General features: G+C 44.1%; 14 protein-coding genes, 1 tRNA gene and 1 pseudogene. 2 read left to right on the forward strand and 14 right to left on the reverse strand.

Features of this window, described 5'->3' with window-relative positions:
- A partial coding sequence (locus ENI34_02130) for a glycosyltransferase family 1 protein (protein ID HEC77925.1) occupies positions 1-994 on the forward strand: 994 nt, incomplete at its 5' end.
- Between the two features lie 2 nt (positions 995-996).
- Here ENI34_02130 and ENI34_02135 read toward each other — a convergent pair.
- The 14 genes and pseudogenes from ENI34_02135 to ENI34_02200 all read right to left on the reverse strand — a co-directional run bounded on the left by ENI34_02135 (position 997) and on the right by ENI34_02200 (position 16,859).
- A complete protein-coding gene (locus tag ENI34_02135) occupies positions 997-2,121 on the reverse strand; it encodes a glycosyltransferase family 1 protein (GenBank protein ID HEC77926.1) in 1,125 nt (374 codons plus the stop codon).
- Between the two features lie 9 nt (positions 2,122-2,130).
- Positions 2,131-4,608 carry a DUF4091 domain-containing protein gene (locus ENI34_02140; GenBank protein ID HEC77927.1) on the reverse strand — a complete coding sequence of 826 codons (2,478 nt, stop codon included), beginning with the start codon at positions 4,606-4,608 and terminating at the stop codon, positions 2,131-2,133.
- Positions 4,601-5,770 carry a glycosyltransferase family 1 protein gene (locus tag ENI34_02145; GenBank protein HEC77928.1) on the reverse strand — a complete coding sequence of 390 codons (1,170 nt, stop codon included), beginning with the start codon at positions 5,768-5,770 and terminating at the stop codon, positions 4,601-4,603. Before ENI34_02145 ends, ENI34_02140 begins: the two co-directional genes overlap by 8 nt.
- Positions 5,745-6,845: a glycosyltransferase family 1 protein gene (locus ENI34_02150; protein ID HEC77929.1), complete on the reverse strand. Its 1,101-nt coding sequence runs from the start codon at positions 6,843-6,845 to the stop codon at positions 5,745-5,747. Before ENI34_02150 ends, ENI34_02145 begins: the two co-directional genes overlap by 26 nt.
- Positions 6,846-6,926: 81 nt before the next feature.
- The gene (locus ENI34_02155) at positions 6,927-8,144 is read right to left on the reverse strand and encodes a hypothetical protein (GenBank protein ID HEC77930.1); all 1,218 of its coding nucleotides are present in this window, start codon (positions 8,142-8,144) and stop codon (positions 6,927-6,929) included.
- Positions 8,145-8,296: 152 nt separating this feature from the next.
- On the reverse strand, positions 8,297-9,352 hold the full coding sequence (locus tag ENI34_02160) for an NAD-dependent epimerase/dehydratase family protein (protein ID HEC77931.1): 1,056 nt from the start codon (positions 9,350-9,352) through the stop codon (positions 8,297-8,299).
- Positions 9,353-9,403: 51 nt separating this feature from the next.
- Positions 9,404-11,263 (reverse strand): M1 family peptidase, encoded by a 1,860-nt coding sequence (locus tag ENI34_02165; GenBank protein ID HEC77932.1) that lies wholly within the window; start codon positions 11,261-11,263, stop codon positions 9,404-9,406.
- A gap of 116 nt (positions 11,264-11,379) precedes the next feature.
- Positions 11,380-12,189, reverse strand: a complete 810-nt coding sequence (gene speB / locus ENI34_02170) for an agmatinase (protein ID HEC77933.1) — start codon at positions 12,187-12,189, stop codon at positions 11,380-11,382.
- A 30-nt stretch (positions 12,190-12,219) separates the two neighbouring features.
- A complete protein-coding gene (locus ENI34_02175) occupies positions 12,220-13,236 on the reverse strand; it encodes a 4Fe-4S dicluster domain-containing protein (protein ID HEC77934.1) in 1,017 nt (338 codons plus the stop codon).
- Between the two features lie 50 nt (positions 13,237-13,286).
- Positions 13,287-14,692: pseudogene (locus tag ENI34_02180) on the reverse strand (FAD-dependent oxidoreductase).
- A gap of 39 nt (positions 14,693-14,731) precedes the next feature.
- On the reverse strand, positions 14,732-15,496 hold the full coding sequence (purQ, locus tag ENI34_02185; GenBank protein HEC77935.1) for a phosphoribosylformylglycinamidine synthase I: 765 nt from the start codon (positions 15,494-15,496) through the stop codon (positions 14,732-14,734).
- Positions 15,497-15,530: 34 nt separating this feature from the next.
- Complete coding sequence (locus ENI34_02190) at positions 15,531-16,352, reverse strand: MBL fold metallo-hydrolase (GenBank protein HEC77936.1); 822 nt, start codon at positions 16,350-16,352, stop codon at positions 15,531-15,533.
- On the reverse strand, positions 16,353-16,700 hold the full coding sequence (locus ENI34_02195; GenBank protein ID HEC77937.1) for a polymer-forming cytoskeletal protein: 348 nt from the start codon (positions 16,698-16,700) through the stop codon (positions 16,353-16,355).
- Between the two features lie 83 nt (positions 16,701-16,783).
- Positions 16,784-16,859: transfer RNA gene (locus ENI34_02200), tRNA-Glu, on the reverse strand.
- Positions 16,860-17,442: 583 nt separating this feature from the next.
- Between ENI34_02200 and ENI34_02205 the strand changes: the two genes are divergently transcribed.
- Positions 17,443-17,818, forward strand: a 376-nt coding sequence (locus ENI34_02205) for a hypothetical protein (protein ID HEC77938.1), incomplete at its 3' end; no start/stop codon positions are given.

Genomic DNA, 17,818 nt, shown 5'->3' on the forward strand with positions numbered 1-17,818 from the left:
GAAACCGATAAGAATGAGATGGCATAATCGGTATTGGGGATTGAATTTATTTACCTGTTTATATGACGTCTTCCTTTTTATGAAAAATCTTTTCCGATTGAATAAAGTCATAAAATCAACTAAACCGGATATAATTCATACAAATACACTCGAAAGTATCGGATTGATTATTTTCCCGTCTGTAATTCATAAAATCCCTATTTTTTGGCATGTCAGAATCTTACTGCAATATAAATCCATAACAATCAGATTCTACGTCAAATTGATCTCGCTTTTTGTAAACAGAGTTATTGCAATTTCGCGGGCGGTTGAGCAAACTCTGATAAAAGCGGGGATGAAACCGGATAAAATTTCAGTGGTTTATAATCCGATAGACACCGAACTGTTTAGGCCTCAAAACAGGGCAACCTGTCGCAAGAAATTCGGGCTTTCAAAAAATTCAATAATCATCGGCTCACTGGGACGATTGACACCCGACAAAGGATTTGAAATACTTATCAGAGCAATGGCGTCGGTTGTTCGACAATATCCAGATACCTGTCTTCTGATTGCCGGCGATGAGTGGATAAAGGGATACAGGGAAAAATTATCCAGAACCGCTGAGCAGATCGGTGTTTTATCAAACTTAATTTTAATAAACAGACAGAAGAAGATCGCGGAACTCATCTCGGCGTTAGACGTCGTAGTGCTTGCATCACCGAAGAAAGAAGGATTCGGTCGTGTTCTTGCCGAAGCTATGGCCTGCGGTGTTCCAGTGATTGGTACAAAGGTGGGAGGCGTTCCAGAAATAATAACGCATGGTGAAAACGGTCTGCTTGTTGAACCGGGTGATCCACGGGCATTAAGTGAAGCAATTTTAAAATTGTTGAAAAATCGGACGTTAACCGCTGAGTTGGTTAGAAACGGCCGTAAGGTTGTGCAGACGAAATTTTCAGTCGAGAAGCATATAAATAGAATAAAGCTGATCTACGAAGATGGTTTGCGTATGAAATGAGTCTATTCAACCAGTTGTGAAAATCTTTTGTTTTTTATTATGGTGTAATACAATCTCTCGATCTGTGCGATGGTTTTTTCTAAAGAAAAACAACTCAGGACCCGTTTATAGGCTGACTCTCCCAATTTCAGGGCTTTTTCTCTGTTCCCCAATAAATACAAAACCGCCTCTGAAATACTTTCTGGAGATCTGACTTTAACGAGAATGCCTGATTTATTATTCTCAATGACTTCTTTTATACCGAAAATATCAGTGGCGACAATAGGTTTTTTAAGATACATCGCCTCCAAAAGAACGTAGGGAAAGCCTTCCCATAAAGAAGGCAGTAAAAATACGTCAAAAGAACTTATTATTTCAAGAGGGTTCTCTATGTAACCGAGAAATCTAACCGTCTTCTCCAAGCCGTACCTGTGAACCAGGTCTTTCAGGTGCTCTTCCTCGCTTCCGCAGCCCACAATTAAAACAGAAAGATTTTTATACTTGTCTCTTATTAAAGGAACTGCTTTGATTAAATACTCAATTCCCTTTTGTTTTACGAGACGAGCAACTGTTCCGACAACAGGTCGATCTTCAAACCGTTTTTTTCCTGTTTCCTTAAAAGAAATATCCGGAACACCGTTATAGATAACTACGACTTTTCGGGAAGGAATATTGAGAAATTTTCTCAGTATCAATTTATCGTGCTTTGTCAACGCTATATACACATCAACACATCTATCAATAATCCAATTTCTCATCTTGCGGATGAAGGATATCTTTTTTAACTCCTTTAAGGTAAATCCTACCCCGTGTTTTGTGTATATAATTCTTTTACAACCCGCAATTTTTGCGGCGATGCAGGCATACCCGCCTGAGTGGGAGTGAACTATATCAAACTTGTGTCTTCTGAGGAACTTTATCAACTTCAAGAAATGTGTTATTATATGATTATAAGGAATAACATAAGTATTAACCCCCTGAGCCTTCAGTCGATCCACTAAGACACCGTGTTCAAAGGTACATACGTTTATATCAAAGTATTCTTTCGACATATTCTCCGCCAGTAAAAACACGTGTTTTTCAGTCCCGGCTATTTGAGCGTGTCGGACGATTTGACATATTTTGTACCTTTTTTTAATTTGATTCATCCTGAGTCCTTATTTGAATTCAAGTTTAATCTCCTTTTTCTTATTACCCTGCCGTGCGACTATCGTCAAAATCTTTTCCCGTGGAACTTTCACTCTTGCTTCAAAGAGACCGTGATCATCAACAGCCGACTTAATCCCCTCGATATAAATATGAACCCCGCTTTCAGTCAGCCCGTATATCTTTATGTGGTCCTTGACTTTACTCCCCTCTTCTGGAATTGTTTTGACAAAAATATATGGGTGTTCATCGACCTCCAGTATTTCCTGAGCGATTTTGCGTCTGATCCGGTACAATGATGAAATACTTCTTTCCCACGTCGAGAGATAATCTTTTATAAGATTGCCGACCAACTTATCTGGCTTATAGTGCTGATAATCAGAGAAAAATCGATTATCCTCCAGCCGGTTTAACACTTTTTTGATCCTCTGAGTCAATATCCAGAAATATTCATAGTCTTCCAATCCCTGTCGGAAAATTTCCCAGCGCAAAGAATTTATCGGCGGTCCGGAAAAGTCCGGATTAGGATATAACAGAACTCCGTCACCGGCTTTAAGCGAAACTTTTTTCCCGCCGGCTCCGGATTGCAACATCCTGGAATTATAATACGGATTTTCTTCCCAGTGCGTTAAGTTCCACCAGCTATAGGCACCGTCAACATTCGCTTTCCAGTATCGCCAGGCATATAAACGTTTATCAATCAAGGGCGTGTCAATGTATGGATCATTGTGATAAACGAATATCAAATCGCCTGCAGATTGCCGTTTGTGAACCTCTGCTTCATCAAAGGACTGTCTGTTGAATGGTATACACCAAATATCTATGAGCCCGCGTAATTCGGGAAATGGTTTTGTGGTCATAAATATTTTTAAGCGGGGAGCGCTTTCCTTAATCACCTTTGCAATCTGTATTATTTTATCATAACCGACGTCCTCAAGCCGGGGTTCATCCCAGTATTGAAGCCAGCATTTTTCCAGCCATCCCCGTTTTTTCAAGTGAGATTCCAGTTTTCTACAATACTCTTTCAGCAAATCCCAAAATTCATTCGAACCCGTCTCAACACCCATCCATTTTCTCCGATATCTCCACCCGCTTGCATCTCCGAGAAAAGGACCAACTGTTATCGCATCAAAACCGTAATCTTTAAACAGTTTTTCCACCTTTTCGTCAAATTCAGCAAAATGGCAGATCAACTTACCCTGGATATATTCTGTTTTTAAAGAAACATTGCGAAGGACGTTTACTCGATGGGAATGCAGATTATTGTAATAATCTTTCAGGATCTCCGCTTCTTTTCTGTGATCATATTGTTTTATAAGCGAAAGCCAGAAATTGGATCGAATAAATATGTGATTTTCTCTCGGTAAGACGAAATCCCAAACATTTACCTTTATGGGAATGTGAACAGAATAATCATCCTGAAAGACCAGGGTAACCTCACCGGTATAGATACCAGAATTTATGTGTGACGGAATAAAAACATTCACCCATATCGGGTTGTTAACCTGCCTGGACAGATCGAAGACAGAATCCGGTTTTAAGTAATCCGGATGTAACCCGGCAACTCCGTCGGTGTTAGACGCCTGATTTACTTTTACATAACCTACCTTATAAGACGAAAACAGGTGTTTTGGAATTACGTCATTATTCTGTTTCGCCAGGAGGTCACTGAATTTTATCGAACATCGCTTAAATCCATCTTGGGGAACAATCACTATTTGAAAAGACTCCCATTCGTTCTTTGCACAAAAAATTTCAATTCCGTTCTTCTGGTCTTGAGGCGGATGGGTATGACGAAAAACCTTCTTCTCGGCGTATTCAAACCAAACAGTCGCTTTTTCCCGATGCAATAAGTAAGCGCCGTCAGAAGTTTTGAGGGTATCACCAGAATTCTCCTCTAAAGCCGATAATCTGACGTCGTCAAACCATACCGTGCCGTTTCCTTTTATGTACAATGCAATAAGTATTGAACTTGCTTCTCTGTGAGTATAAAAATTGAGATGATAAATTCCCCAATCCTTATTTTCATCAGAGCAGTTAATTGATAGATCAGCATTCTTTATGGGCAGTTTACGGCCGTGCGCATCGAAATAATGGACGGCGATTCCTATACGACCGGAATAATTTGAAGCTTTTACCGCCGCAACAACACGATACCATCTGCCCCTGATAAAGTCTTTTACCCGCTGGTTACATCCGTAAAATTCATTATTCTCTGTTCTGAAATTCTCAATCTTTAAACTGCTGCCCCCTGAGTAGTGTACAAAAGTATCGATCTTTACGGTAACGCCCTGGACAAAAGACGGTTCCCAGCCCGGTGCTATACCCGTTTCAAAATCACCGTTGATCAATAAATTTTCCCCTTTTAATGCCTTACATCCCAAAACCAATGCCATTACGACCATTATCCCATACAAGGTTTTGTTCTTCAACAAATTTTCAGACGAAGCACGGAAGTAATGATATATCATCACCAATATATCAATCATCAGCCAGGTCCAGATATAAATTGATCGTTCGATCTATTACATTCTCGTAATCGTAATTAAGAGCGGTTTTCCGGGCGGCCGTTCCGAATTTTTTACATAAATCGTTGTCTTCGAGTAAATTATTAATGGCGTCTACAAACAGATCGTATCGATTAATGGCGACGGTAATCCCGTTGAATCCATTATTAATAATCTCATCGATACCACTCACCTTGTGGGCAACAACAGGTTTCGCCATTGCCATCCCTTCGAGTAACGAACGCGGCAGTCCTTCCCATAGTGAAGGAAGAATAAATATATCAAAGATAGCCAGTAAAGGGGGAATATCTTCCACTACACCGGTAAATACAATATAATCAGATAAGTTAAGAACGCGGATTTTTTCTCTCATTTGTTCCAGCAGTTCACCGCCGCCTACAAAAAGAAAAATAACATCTTTTCTTTTTTGCAGCACCCCCTGGGCGATCTTCACAAAACCTTCTGGATTTTTCTGTGCACTGACCCGTCCAATCGTTCCTATCACTCTTCGACCGCCGGGATTAAATTTCAAGCGTGCATGTTCCACTGAATGCTGATCGTAATGCAAAAATGAACGCAAATTAATACCGTTGCCGATGAAATAATATTTGGCGGCTTCTCCGATTTTATACAGTTCAGCTTCTTTCATATCTGCCTCTGTCTGAAAAAGCAGCTTTGTCGTAAAGGTGGCGATAATTTTTTCGATAAATCTGAAAAACATCTGGGCGAATGAATTTCCCGCTTTAAGACCCCAGCCGTGTACTGTATGAAGAATAACAGGAGTACGTGCAACTCCTGCGGCAATCCTGCCGATGACACCGGCTTTCGAACCATGGGTGTGAACGATTTTATACCGGTGCTTTTTTAAAATTGCAACAAGTCTTAAGAAAGTCAGAAAGTCCTTAATCAAATTTATTTCGCGGACCAGGCTGGGAAGAGTAATGAAATTTAAATTCTTTCTTCTTCCATGAGCCAGCAGACGACCTTCATTCTCCGATTGAAATCCATGAATTATCGTACAGGCAAATAATTTTGAATCGAGCTTTTCAACCAAGTGCAAAGTTCCTATTGAGGCACCTCCATACACCATCTTTGCTATAATATGACAAACGTTTATTTTATGCACGGGAGATAATCTGTTCATAAAATCCACACACCTGATCCGCTGCTCTTTTCCAGGAAAAATCTCTAACTCTATGCGTTCCCTTTTTAATCAGTTCTTTTCTCTTTTTTTCATCTTTTATCATAAGCAACAGTGCCGACGCCATCTGTTCAACATCACGGGGGTCGACATAAAGCGCAGCTTCTCCGGCAACTTCAGGCATTGAAGATATATTTGATGTTATCACCGGCACCTGCAGGGACATCGCCTCCAGGAGGGGTAGACCAAAGCCTTCATACAGAGAGGGATAAACAAGTGCCAATGCATTTTTGTAAAGTGCGCATAACGTGTTCTCTGACGCCGTTCCGAAAAAGATAATTTTGTCACATCTTGTTTCACTCTTGAAAACCGCATATTTAGGACCCACAAGAACAAGATAAGGGACAGAATCACCAAGCTGTTTAGAGACCCTGATGAAAGCCTCGATCAATCTCTTTACGTTCTTATGGGGCCTGTTTTCTCCGACGAACAGAAAATATCGTTTACCCTTTAACCCCGGCGGCAGATCTTGATTCGTAGAGTTTGAAATTGTCGGTGCTTCGTAGATAACCCGTATCTTATCTGGAGACCCCCCAAATAACACTATATCCTTTTTGGTCGCTTCAGACACTGCGATAATCCCCGTCGCTTTATGAATTCCTCTGGTGATAATCCATTTGTAATAGACGGCTTTAAAGCCGCTTCTGAAAAATTCCGGGAAGAAAAGATACTTAAGGTCGTGTATCGTTACGATAGATGATGTTCGGATACCGAATGCCGGAAAGTATGAACTCAGGCAATGATATAAGTCGTGTTGATTGATGAGGTTTCGTATGTAAAATAGAATCAGGTCACGCCAGGGACCGATTACAGGTGCCTTGATGGTATTAAAGTAAACGTTCTCCTTTTCGAGAGAAAACAGGGGATGCTCTCTGGAAAGAGAATTTTGCACGAGCACCGTGAAATTATATTCTTTTATCTTGAGCAGTGCCTTCAATAAATAAAAACTATATTTACCCAGACCTGTTGGAGTATTTACGATTCCAGTTGCATCAATGAATATTTTTCTTCGAGGCATGACCAGAAAGCCGCTCCATCTTCGCTTTTGGTTGCAGGCACTGTTCGGCAAAGGGCTTGAATACTGCGTCGGTTATCATTTTTATTTTTTCTTAAAAAATCTGAATAGACGTTCTTTAAATTTTATAAAGTCCTGATTCATTATTTTGTAAATTTCCTGCCATTCTGAAACTTTCTTAATCTCCTCTAAATATTCAAAAAAGAAAGTAAGGACAAAACCGGTCAGCAGACTCAAACCCGCACAAAATATGACGATGGCGCTTCTTTTTGGATAACTTTTCTTCTCGGGCGGAGAAGCTTTATCGAGAATCTCCACGGTCGGTGTATCTTTCACCTCCAGAATCTTCGCCTGCTCGTACTGTTGGGTAAGAACTTCGTATATCGTCTCCTGGACTTTAACATTCCGCAACAATCGAGCATATTCCAAAGAGACTTCAGGAAGATTGGAGAGCGGAATCGAAAATCCGGCACCGAACTCATCTCTCTTCTTCGTCTTGCTGCCGAACTCAATCTTTGCAAGCTGTTTTCTCAGCTCTCTCAACTCCTGCTCAATGCTCCGTGTATATGGATTATTAACGCCTCCGGATGCACCCTTCTGAACCTCTTTCAAAATAATTTGACTCTTCAAGGTGGCGATCGTCTCAATCACCTTTTCAATTTCAATATCAAGGGCGATGGTCCGATGCTTTTCCTGGAACTTCCTCAGCGATTCTTCGGCTTTAGTTAATGAATCCTCGGTCTCTTTCAATCTTTTTTCAATAAAGATACGATATTTCTTTCCGGAAGTCATGGCGGTCTCTCGGTTAAATTTGTCCAACTCTTCAATATAAGCATTGGCAATGTCAGCGGCGAGATTTTTATTTTTATAAGTTACTGCAACAGAAATGAGCCCCTCCGGTGAAACCTCTATCTTTGTAATGGCATCGAGCTGTTTCGAAGCGTCAGAAAATGTTTTGGTTCCAAATTCCTTCATCAGATTGAATCTTCTGATTATCTTTCCTTTTATACGACCGCTGTGCATTATCGCGGCAAAAAGATCCGACGGTGTAACCATCCCAGAGAGACCGGATATTTTGGCCAAGCCGGCTATATTCCCGGGGATGTCGGCAGAGATCATTCCAAGCATTGTCATCTGGTCGGAACTCGGAGGTAATATCGTTGCAGTGGCAGTGAATTGAGGGGTTATTAACAGACTGATTATAAGAGATGCTATAGTAGTAATGAGTACCAGTTTTATAACAAAATAGCGCCATTTTAACAGCACCTGTAAGTAGCGAATCAATTTCTCACTTTTCTTCATATACGCAAGTATACCTAATTTTAAATTATTGTCAACATTTCAAGTATTTTACATCAGAACACTTCGCCTGTATACATCTAAAGTTCCACTTTCCGCATTTGCTCAAACCAACTTATCTCAGGAAGATTATTTTTGAGTGAAGTCGAAATCTACTAAATCTTTATTCTTTTTGCCCAGCTTCTATTTTTTTGATACCAGTCTACTGCAGATTCAATGCCCCTTCCAATATCGATCTGAGGCCGCCAGTTGAGAAGTTCTTTTGCCCTGGTCACGTCCGCCCAGGTGGCGAGCATGTCCGCAGGGTGAAACGGCTGATGTTCGATCTTCGCCTTTTTGCCGAGAAGCCCTTCAATATTATGGAGTACGTCTATCAGCTTATGGGGCTGGTCACCGCCGAGATTGATAATCTCAAAGCCGAGCGGTCTCAGCGCCAGAATCGTGCCGCGTGCAATGTCGTCGACATACGTGAAATCACGCGATTGAGTCCCGTCGCCGTAAATAATCACCGGCTCTTCCTGGTCGATCCAGTAGATGAATCTGAAGATACTCATATCGGGTCTACCTGCTGGTCCATAGACCGTAAAGTACCGGACAATCGTAATGTCCAGGTCATATAACCGATGATAAGTATAACAGGTCACCTCAGCACCCTTTTTTGAAGCGGCATAAGGTGAAATCGGCTCATTCACCGGCAGGGTCTCTTTAAACGGCATCTTTTGACCGGCATAGAGCGAAGAGGTCGATGCAAGGATGAACTTCTTTATTCCATAAACACGGCATAATTCCAGAAGATTTAGCGTACCCAGCACGTTTGTGGTGTAATATACAAAAGGGTTTTCCATAGAATAACGCACTCCGGCACGGGCGGCGAGATTGATGACGGCGAAGAACGGAGCAGAAGACAAAGAAGAAGGAGTTTTTCGAGTTGAATATTGCTGAAAGAGTCTTTCTAAGACATCGCGGTTCTCAATATCGAGTTTGTGGAATTCAAAGTTCGGATGCCTTTTCAACTGCTCGAGCCGCCATTCTTTGAGCCGCACGTCGTAGTAGTCGTTCATGTTGTCAATGCCGACAACAGAAATAGTCGCTGAGTCATCGGTCATTATGTCATTGGGGATTAGTTCTGGTTTGGCGAGGAGGAATTCACATACTTTCCAGCCGATGAACCCGGCTGCACCGGTTACGAGGATATTAAGTTTTTTATCCATACTATTTCAATTATAGTAATAAATGACAGTATGTCAATCTATCAAAAGGCTTTATTTAATCACCACCACCCGACTGGTCCTGTCGCCGACGACGACGTGATAAACACCCGCACTCAAGGGACGGTAAATCAACTCCGCCGCCTCTGTTTCAAAGACCTTTCTTCCCGTGATGTCAAAAATCTTGATTAAATACGGTCGTGAGAGTTTAAGTTTGATCGCCCGACCGATACTGTTTATCTTCTCAATCCTCACCGGTTCTTCAACAAATTCAGTAATCCCCTGGGTTACGGTGTTTTTCTGAATTATCCATGTTTCCGGGTCGACCGTAATTGAAACGGGCTCCTGAGCAAGGACGAATTCAAAGTGCTGAGGAGATTGGTTTATCGACAGGGTGATCAGCGTGTCACCAGCTGCATAATTGACGCCGATCGGCAGCGGCATATGAAATACAGCAGGTCCCATGGTCTGGGTCTGGGTGACGTCGAGCAACAGACGCCAGTTGGGCGCTTCATAGACCTTTCTCCAGACAATGTCGTAGATGGGATAGTACAGGTCATAAACCCATTCCTGGAAGAACCAGTCATAATCACCGCCCAGCACCTGATTCATTATCTGATTGAGGTCAGCGGTTGAGGCGTTCTTGTAGGCGAAGGAATCCCGATATGTGGACATCAATGTCAGCCAGGTATTGTCGTCTCCGCACAAATACCTTATCATATGAAGAACCCACGCGCCCTTGCAATATGAGTGACCCCAGTCAAAGATATAACTGTCAGGCGGGTCGTAAATCGGATGTGGATAGGACGCCTCTGAAGAAAAATAACTGTTTCTTCTCGAAACCATCACGTCGATGAATGCCTGATGCCCTTCGCGGCGTTCCCGATAAAGGGCGTCACAATAAGTGGCAAAACCTTCATTCAACCAGACGTTTTTCCAGCCGAAACAGGTTATCATATCACCCCACCACTGGTGTGAGGTCTCATGCGCCATAAGATAATAGTCGTTGCCCACAAAACCCGGACGATAGATTGAACTCATCGTCTGATGCTCCATGCCCGCATAAGAAAAAGGATAGAGGATATCCATTCCATAGCGGTCAAACGGATAACTTCCAAAGAGTGAATCATAGAAGTAGAGGATGTCGGTCGTATATTGAAAAGCCGTCGGTGCATAGATTGTATCCTGGGGCCAGAAGTAGTATTTAATTTCGACGCTGTCTCCGGTCCCAGGCACGAACCAGTCTGAATAGGTGGTAAAGACACTCGAGGCGAAGTGTATCAGATAAGGAGCAATCGGCTGATCGTGCTTCCAATGATAGGTCGCCCTGCCGTCAGACACCTCTTTACCGAGGTATTCACCGGTTGCACAGACCGTAAAGGAATCAGGCACTGTAATATAGAACTCAACCCCGTAGTCTGCCTTGTCCCAGACCCGGTCATAGCACGGCAGCCAGCGCCGGGTGCAGAAGGGACAGCCCAGGGTGTAAGAGATCGGGTGGGAGCTCTGATAAAAGAGATACCCCATACTGCCTGAGGCAGTACCGCTGTAGCCCACCATAATATTAAAAGAGTCATTGACGTTCTGGGGCTGGGGAAGGGTGACGTAAAGGGTTTCGTAATTGTGGGTGTATGAGGCGGCAGTAACACCGTCGACCTTCACTGAATCGACATTGAGCCCTAAAAGATGCAGGTCCACGGTCGTCAGATTGTTCTGATTACTGCGTGCGGCAATTGTGACTGCACCCTCTAAGTAGCGTGAATCCATGGGTAAAGTCAGGTCGATTAAATAGTGGAGCACGTCATAGGAATGGGTGGATTCTGCCCGGACAGTCTCAGGATAAAAGACCTGTTTGTTTTCGATATTGTCAAAAAATGATTGATTGACCAGAATTAAAATTATAAGTGCGGTCATAAAACCTCCTTGAAAATTATAGACAGAAGGGTTTAAATGTCAAGAAAAACCAGGAGGTGAACGGAAAAAGGGAAGATTCAAAGATGGTTCAAAAATATCTGCTTGAGAAAAAAAATTTATCCCAGGATGAGGGTAAGTTCCCGCAGTAATTCAGCCGCGAGCGTGCCTGATTGCCAAGGTGAAGCGGCTAATGGATTGTATTCCACGATATCTGCACCGACCACCTCTTTATCCCTGAACAACAACAGCGCCTGGACCAATTCCTGATAAGAGACACCTCCAGGACAGGGCGTGGCGACCGCCGGCGCGACACCGGGGTCTAAAACGTCCACGTCGATCGATAAATAGATCGGGGTTTTAATGGTGTTGATGACTGCACTCAGGGGTTTAAAGACTTCAAATTTATAAATATGTTTATGAAACCCGAATTCCTGTTCTGTGCCGGAACGAATCCCGAATTGATACAAATTTTCAACCCCGATCAATTCACTCACACGACGCATCACTGTGGCGTGACATATCTTTTCTCCAAGATACTGGTCGCGCAGGTCACAATGGGCGTCCAATACAAAAACAGTAATATCTTTGAACTTTTCTTTGTAGAATCTTATCAGCGGAAGGGATATTGTGTGTTCGCCACCGAGTCCGATGATCTTTTTATTATAACCGATAGAAGCCAAATTTTTCTTTATCTCGACTTCCCAGTCCCGCGTCTCAAAAGAGACATCACCAAAATCACAAATTTCTTTCTGAGAAGGGCTCTCTTTCTGGTACGGCGAATAGTCTTCGATATTTTCAGTGCAGAGGCGAATATATACAGGTCCGAATCTTGAACCCGGGATAAATGAAGAGGTGCGGTCATAGGGAAGACCGAGCACGACAATTTCCGCCCGATCCAATGAAGAGTTTGCATAGAACAATTTCATGATAATTCCAAGTGTTCAAATCCGACAGGACTACGCCGCCTCAGCGTATCCCAGGGCACCTGCCATGGTAATCACTTTTATCGGGCAGACCTCAAAGCAGCGGCCGCATCCAATACATTTGTCTTTTATCACTGTATGCCGCTTGCCCGGCTCTCCCTCAATCGCCTTGAACTGACAGACCTTTACACATTCACCGCAGCCATTACACTTTGACGAGATAATGGCATAGGGCCGAGCTTTTGCACGGTCAACAAATGATTTGGTCGGGCACTTGTGAAAACATATGCCGCAGGAAGTGCACTTTTCAAAATCTATCTTCGGCAGGTTACCCTGCATGGCGATGGCTCCCTCATAAGGACATACCTTGACACAGAGGGTACATCCGATACAGCCGACCTTGCAGACGTTCTTTACAGCCTTGCCCTTATCCAGGGTTTTGCAGGCGAGAAAAATCAACTGGGAACGGGGAATGAGTTCCAGCACCTGACGTGGACATTCCCTGACACAGACACCGCAGGCAGTACACTTATCCGGATCAATGATCGGCAGACGGTCTGGCCCCATTGTTATGGCGCCGAACGGACACACCGCGGCACAATGGCCTCCTCCTAAACACCCGTATTCACACGCCTTATTACCGCCCAGAAGGATATAGTTACTTCGGCAGTCACCAGGACCCCGATATTCAAATTTCTCAACCGCATCATTTATGCCGCCGCGGCACCTGAGCACGCATATCTGGGGCTCGGTCGCCTCAACCTTAATTCCGAGAATCTCACCGATCTTCTTCGCTGTTTCAGAACCACCCACTGTACATAAATTCGCCGCGACCCCGTCTTTTTCCGCAGCCAGGGCATGGGCATACGCCTCACAGCCGGGAAATCCACAGGCACCGCAATTAACACCGGGCAGGATCTCTTTCAATCTCTTTTCCTGCTCACTGATCTTTACGGAGAGTTTTTTAAAGGCAAGTGCGAGAACGACCCCGAAGACCAGACTCAGCCCGCCCAGGCCTGCCAGTGATTTCAAGATTGCTGTCGTATCCATTTTACTTCATTATATTTAATTTTACTTAAGTGTCAATATAAAGGCTATGCTTAAACCGTCTTTATGCCCAACCGTTTCTTGCCGGCGACGATTCTCTGCTCAAAAGGGGAAGACCGGATTGTCGCAAGCTCTTTTTTTGCCTGTCGGGCGATCTCCTCTGCTGAATCATTTTCTCCAAAGAGACTCTCATAGACCTTGGCACCGGCGATCTTTCCTTCCAACATGGCGGTCGACGCCTCTTCAATGCAGGCGAGGTCACCGCACACGAAGATATGGGAACGAGAGGTCTGCATATCCTCGTTATGATAGGGGATATGGCCTCCGAGTTCAGGGATAAAGTCAATACGGCAGCCGGCGTGATAGAGCAGTTCACACAGCGGTGACAGACCAATCGCAATAAGAACCATATCACAGTCAATGAGCTTTTCGGTTCCTTTGATACACCTGTATTTATCGTCGACTTCGGCAATGACCGCTCCTTCAACGCAATCTTTGCCCCGGGCTTCAAGGATGGTGTGCTTCAGATAAATGGGCACGCCTGCCCGTTTGATCTTTGCCGCATGCACATAATAACCACCCACCTTGTCCATAATCTCCACGATCGCCGCCACCTCAACACCAGCCTGTAACAGCTGATAAGGAACGATCAAACCGATGTTACCGGAGCCGATGACCAGTGCCTTTTTGCCGGGAACCACGCCGTACACATTCATCATTGTCTGAACCGCTCCGGCTCCATAGACTCCGGGAAGATCGGCGTTTTCAAAGGCGAGCATATTTTCGCTTGCGCCGGTCGCAAAGACGTATCTCTTAGCCTTGACCTGAAACAAACGGTCATTGCGGAGCACGCCGATCGTGTCGTCATCATAATAGCCGACAACTGTAGCATTGTGCAGAACCTCAATCTTCAATTCCTCGACCCTGTCAGTCAGGATCTTCGCGATATTTATCCCTCTCACTCCACAATAGTGGGCTTTGGAGCCGAAAAACTTGTGTGTCTGTTTAACCAACTGGCCGCCGAGCATCGGGTTGTCGTCGATGATAAGCGGCTCTGCACCAAGCTCTTTCGCGGTAATAGCTGCTTCCAGACCCGCGGGACCGCCGCCGATAACGCAAATATCGACATCTGAATATCTGTGTTCCGCCATTACAACCTCCCTCTGCCTTTTTGTCGGCGCACCTTCATTCCCGCCTTAAGCGGCTCCATACAGACCATAACATTGGGTTTTCCATCAACCTCCATTAAACAGGACGAACATTTTCCAACGGCACAGAAAAATCCCCGGGGTCGATTATGCCTCTTTGAATAACTGTAGACTTTAATACCCGCTGCATGGAGGGCAGCGGCGATAGGAAGACCTTCGTATCCTTCAATCTCTCTTCCTTCAAAATAGAATTTTACTTTCTCTCCTCTTTTAAATTCCAGGATTGGATGCTCTTTTAAATAACCGTTCATAACACAAACTCCATTCTTTATTTAATCAACCCATCCACTTCAGGAACTGAAGTAATCGACCGCATTTTTGAATATATGCAAGCCGTCGCCGATCTCATCGAGAGTCTCTCTGGTATGACGGGGGTGCTGGAGATAAGAAATATAACGCTCTGGATGGGGCATCAAACCGAGAATCCTGCCGCTTCTGTCGGTGATACCCGCGATACCAAGGAGCGAACCATTGGGATTGAACGGGTAATCCGCCTGATTTCCGTTTTCGTCGACGTATTGAAAGACGATGTGTTCCTTAATCTTTGCCAATACCTCTTCATTCTTAACGACGAACTTGCCTTCGGCGTGGGCGACCGGCAGGGTTATTATCGGCTTCACTCCTTTTGTGAACACCGAACGGTCAGAAACCTTTAAATAGACCCAGCGGTCCTCAAATCGTTCAGAATCGTTCGTGATAAGGCTTACACTCTGTTCTTCAAAGTAGTCGGTGAAAGCCGGCAGAATACCGCACTTCACCAGTACCTGAAAACCATTGCAGATGCCGATGATCAGCTTGCCCTGGTTGATGAAATCCAGAAACTTATCACGCAGTTTAAACTTGATTTCGTTCGCGAGAATCTTTCCCGCGGAGATGTCGTCGCCGTAAGTAAAGCCGCCGGGAAAGACAATGATCTGGTAATCAGAAAAATCCGTGTCTTTGACCGCATCAATGTAGACACGCACGGCTTCTGCACCGGCTTTTTCGAATGCATACGCCGTTTCCACGTCACAATTCGTCCCTGCAGCCCGAACGACCAAAGCTTTTGGTTTCATTCTCTTATGTTATCTTTTCCAAAAATATAATAGATTATTTCAGAATTATCGTCTTGCCGTCGGCTGCCGCCTGAATGTGGTAAGTGCGATATTTACCCCGAAGTTCTTTAATCCTGTCATCGATGAATTGGTCTGTACTTCCGTGGTCATGATGGGTAAATATTACGCTCTTGACTCCGGCATCCCGGGCAAGCTGCATAACCTGATTGTATGTCGAATGACCCCAACCCACTCGCTGCTGATAGATGTCGTCCGTGTATTGGGCGTCGTGAATAAAGAAATCCACTCCTTTTACAAAATTAACAAATTTTTTATACGGCGTATTACCGCCTTTTGCGTGGAGTTCATTGTCCGTCAAAAAGGCAAAACAGTGTTTACCTTCAGTGAATTTGAAGGCAACCGTGTAATTAGGATGGTTGGTCGGTATCGTCTGAATGGTCATATTCCCGATCTTCAGCCGGTTTTTCAACTCCTTGAACCTTAATTTCGCACGCAGGTCTTTCAGTGTCGCCGGGAAATACGGCAGGGTCATCTGGTAATTCAACGCCTTCCTTACACTTATCTCCTCTTTTGCTCCGTAGATGTTAATCTCCGCGTTGCTGAAAAATATGGGTGCGAAGAAAGGAAAGCCCTGAATATGGTCCCAGTGGTAATGGCTGAAAATAAGGTGCATCTTGAGCTTTCTCTTTTGCAGAAGGTGTGCACCGAGTTCCCGTATTCCTGTACCGGCGTCGATGATTATCGCCTCACCAGTATCTGTCTCGACATACATACAGGTCGTGTTGCCGCCGTATTTTTTTGTCTCTTTATTTGCGACCGCTATGGAGCCTCTTGTCCCATAAAATTTTATATACATCTATTGTTTTTCCTTTGTTTTCTGCGACATCCGACAGTTACCCTCAAAGAAAACACCCTGCTGGATTATCAATCCTTTGCACACGATGTCACCGAGCATCCGGGCACCGCTTTGAAACTCAATTACCTCCTGGGCGTTTATATTGCCCTCGATTCGGCCGCCGATAATTGCTGATTTGCAGGAAATATTACCCTTGATATTGGAATCCTTACCGACAATCACACATTCCTTTGTGGTCACATTTCCCTTTATCGTTCCGTCAATCTTTGTCGAACCGTCAACATTAATATCACCGTTCACCACAGTTCCTTTTCCGACCACACTGTCGATCCTGCTTTCTTGAGCCATCCATCCTCCTTTAAATTTTTTTCTTCACATAAAGTTAAATTATATTTAATTTTTCTTTTTTGTCAACTCTTTTTTTGTTAAAATAGCGCCAACGGGATTTGAACCCGTGATCTCCGCCTTGAGAGGGCGGCGTCCTAAACCAGGCTAGACGATGGCGCCGTAAGGGTATTATAGATATTTTTCATAAGATGTCAAGGATGAACCATGCTGACTCCTCTCCACCTTCAACGCATATCCACCCCCTCTTTTGTCATTCTGAAGGAGTCTGCCCGAGGCAGACGACTGAAGAATCTCTCCCTTCCAGCACAGCTCACTTTCCCTTCTCCCAACGCTCTCAACGCTCTAAACATCCTGTTTCTTTCCGAAATTCGAATTCCGAAATGCCTTTATTCACCGTTTCCCCCGCTCTCCCTTTCCCCTCTTCTCCTCCCCCTTGATGGGGGAGGAGAAAGGTGGGGGTGATCTTTCATCCAGCACCGCTCCCTCCGCCCTCCGCCCTTAGCCCTTTCCCCTCCGCCGCAGGCGGACAAAGAATCTCCCGATGAAAGTCCTGGCATTGACAAATGATAAAATTTTATCATAATTTATCATTGGATAGGGGTTGTTATGAAAGAGATAATGCGCAATGATAATGATGCAGAAAGCATTCTTTTGAGAAGAATATCCGCTTTTTTGCGGTTGAAGATATTATTCCCGCACCACATTCATTCAGGGTTAAATTTATTGATGATAAGGGGGTAGGATGGAGAAGATAATCGGCCATATTTTATTTATGCTATTTATCTTTTTGTCATTCTTTAATTGCGATCATAAAGTTTCGGATAAAATGGTTATCAAATTCCGTCAAGTAGAAGACCGCTACTGGAACACAAAACAGCAGGAAGGGCAGCCTGACTCAGTAGATGCGGATTCGATTGAGGATGCAAAATTCCCTGATGGTTTCTTCTGGGTCAAGGTGATTGCTTACGACATTGAAGATAATGCCGATTCCGAGTCGGTTTTGGTCCATATCGACAACTTTGCCCCCAGGGTCAAGCAGACCTATCCATCTGATTGGTTTGCCTTTGTGCCAACCAAACAACATAAAATCTGGTGTTGTTTCTCTGAAGCGATGGATA

The organism is candidate division WOR-3 bacterium (genome assembly GCA_011052815.1).
Classification (GTDB): Bacteria; Hydrothermota; Tepidihabitantia; order SM23-42; family SM23-42; genus DRIG01.

What these genes read in the sequence shown, in the direction of transcription:
- speB (HEC77933.1), bottom strand. Translation starts at nt 12,189, where the DNA reads ATGAAATTGTTCTATGCAAACTCTTCATTGGATCGGGCGGAAATTGTC.
- ENI34_02160 (HEC77931.1), bottom strand. Translation starts at nt 9,352, where the DNA reads ATGGATAAAAAACTTAATATCCTCGTAACCGGTGCAGCCGGGTTCATC.
- ENI34_02140 (HEC77927.1), bottom strand. Translation starts at nt 4,608, where the DNA reads ATGATTGATATATTGGTGATGATATATCATTACTTCCGTGCTTCGTCT.
- ENI34_02175 (HEC77934.1), bottom strand. Translation starts at nt 13,236, where the DNA reads ATGGATACGACAGCAATCTTGAAATCACTGGCAGGCCTGGGCGGGCTG.
- ENI34_02135 (HEC77926.1), bottom strand. Translation starts at nt 2,121, where the DNA reads ATGAATCAAATTAAAAAAAGGTACAAAATATGTCAAATCGTCCGACAC.
- ENI34_02190 (HEC77936.1), bottom strand. Translation starts at nt 16,352, where the DNA reads ATGTATATAAAATTTTATGGGACAAGAGGCTCCATAGCGGTCGCAAAT.
- ENI34_02145 (HEC77928.1), bottom strand. Translation starts at nt 5,770, where the DNA reads ATGAACAGATTATCTCCCGTGCATAAAATAAACGTTTGTCATATTATA.
- purQ (HEC77935.1), bottom strand. Translation starts at nt 15,496, where the DNA reads ATGAAACCAAAAGCTTTGGTCGTTCGGGCTGCAGGGACGAATTGTGAC.
- ENI34_02165 (HEC77932.1), bottom strand. Translation starts at nt 11,263, where the DNA reads ATGACCGCACTTATAATTTTAATTCTGGTCAATCAATCATTTTTTGAC.
- ENI34_02195 (HEC77937.1), bottom strand. Translation starts at nt 16,700, where the DNA reads ATGGCTCAAGAAAGCAGGATCGACAGTGTGGTCGGAAAAGGAACTGTG.
- ENI34_02150 (HEC77929.1), bottom strand. Translation starts at nt 6,845, where the DNA reads ATGCCTCGAAGAAAAATATTCATTGATGCAACTGGAATCGTAAATACT.
- ENI34_02155 (HEC77930.1), bottom strand. Translation starts at nt 8,144, where the DNA reads ATGAAGAAAAGTGAGAAATTGATTCGCTACTTACAGGTGCTGTTAAAA.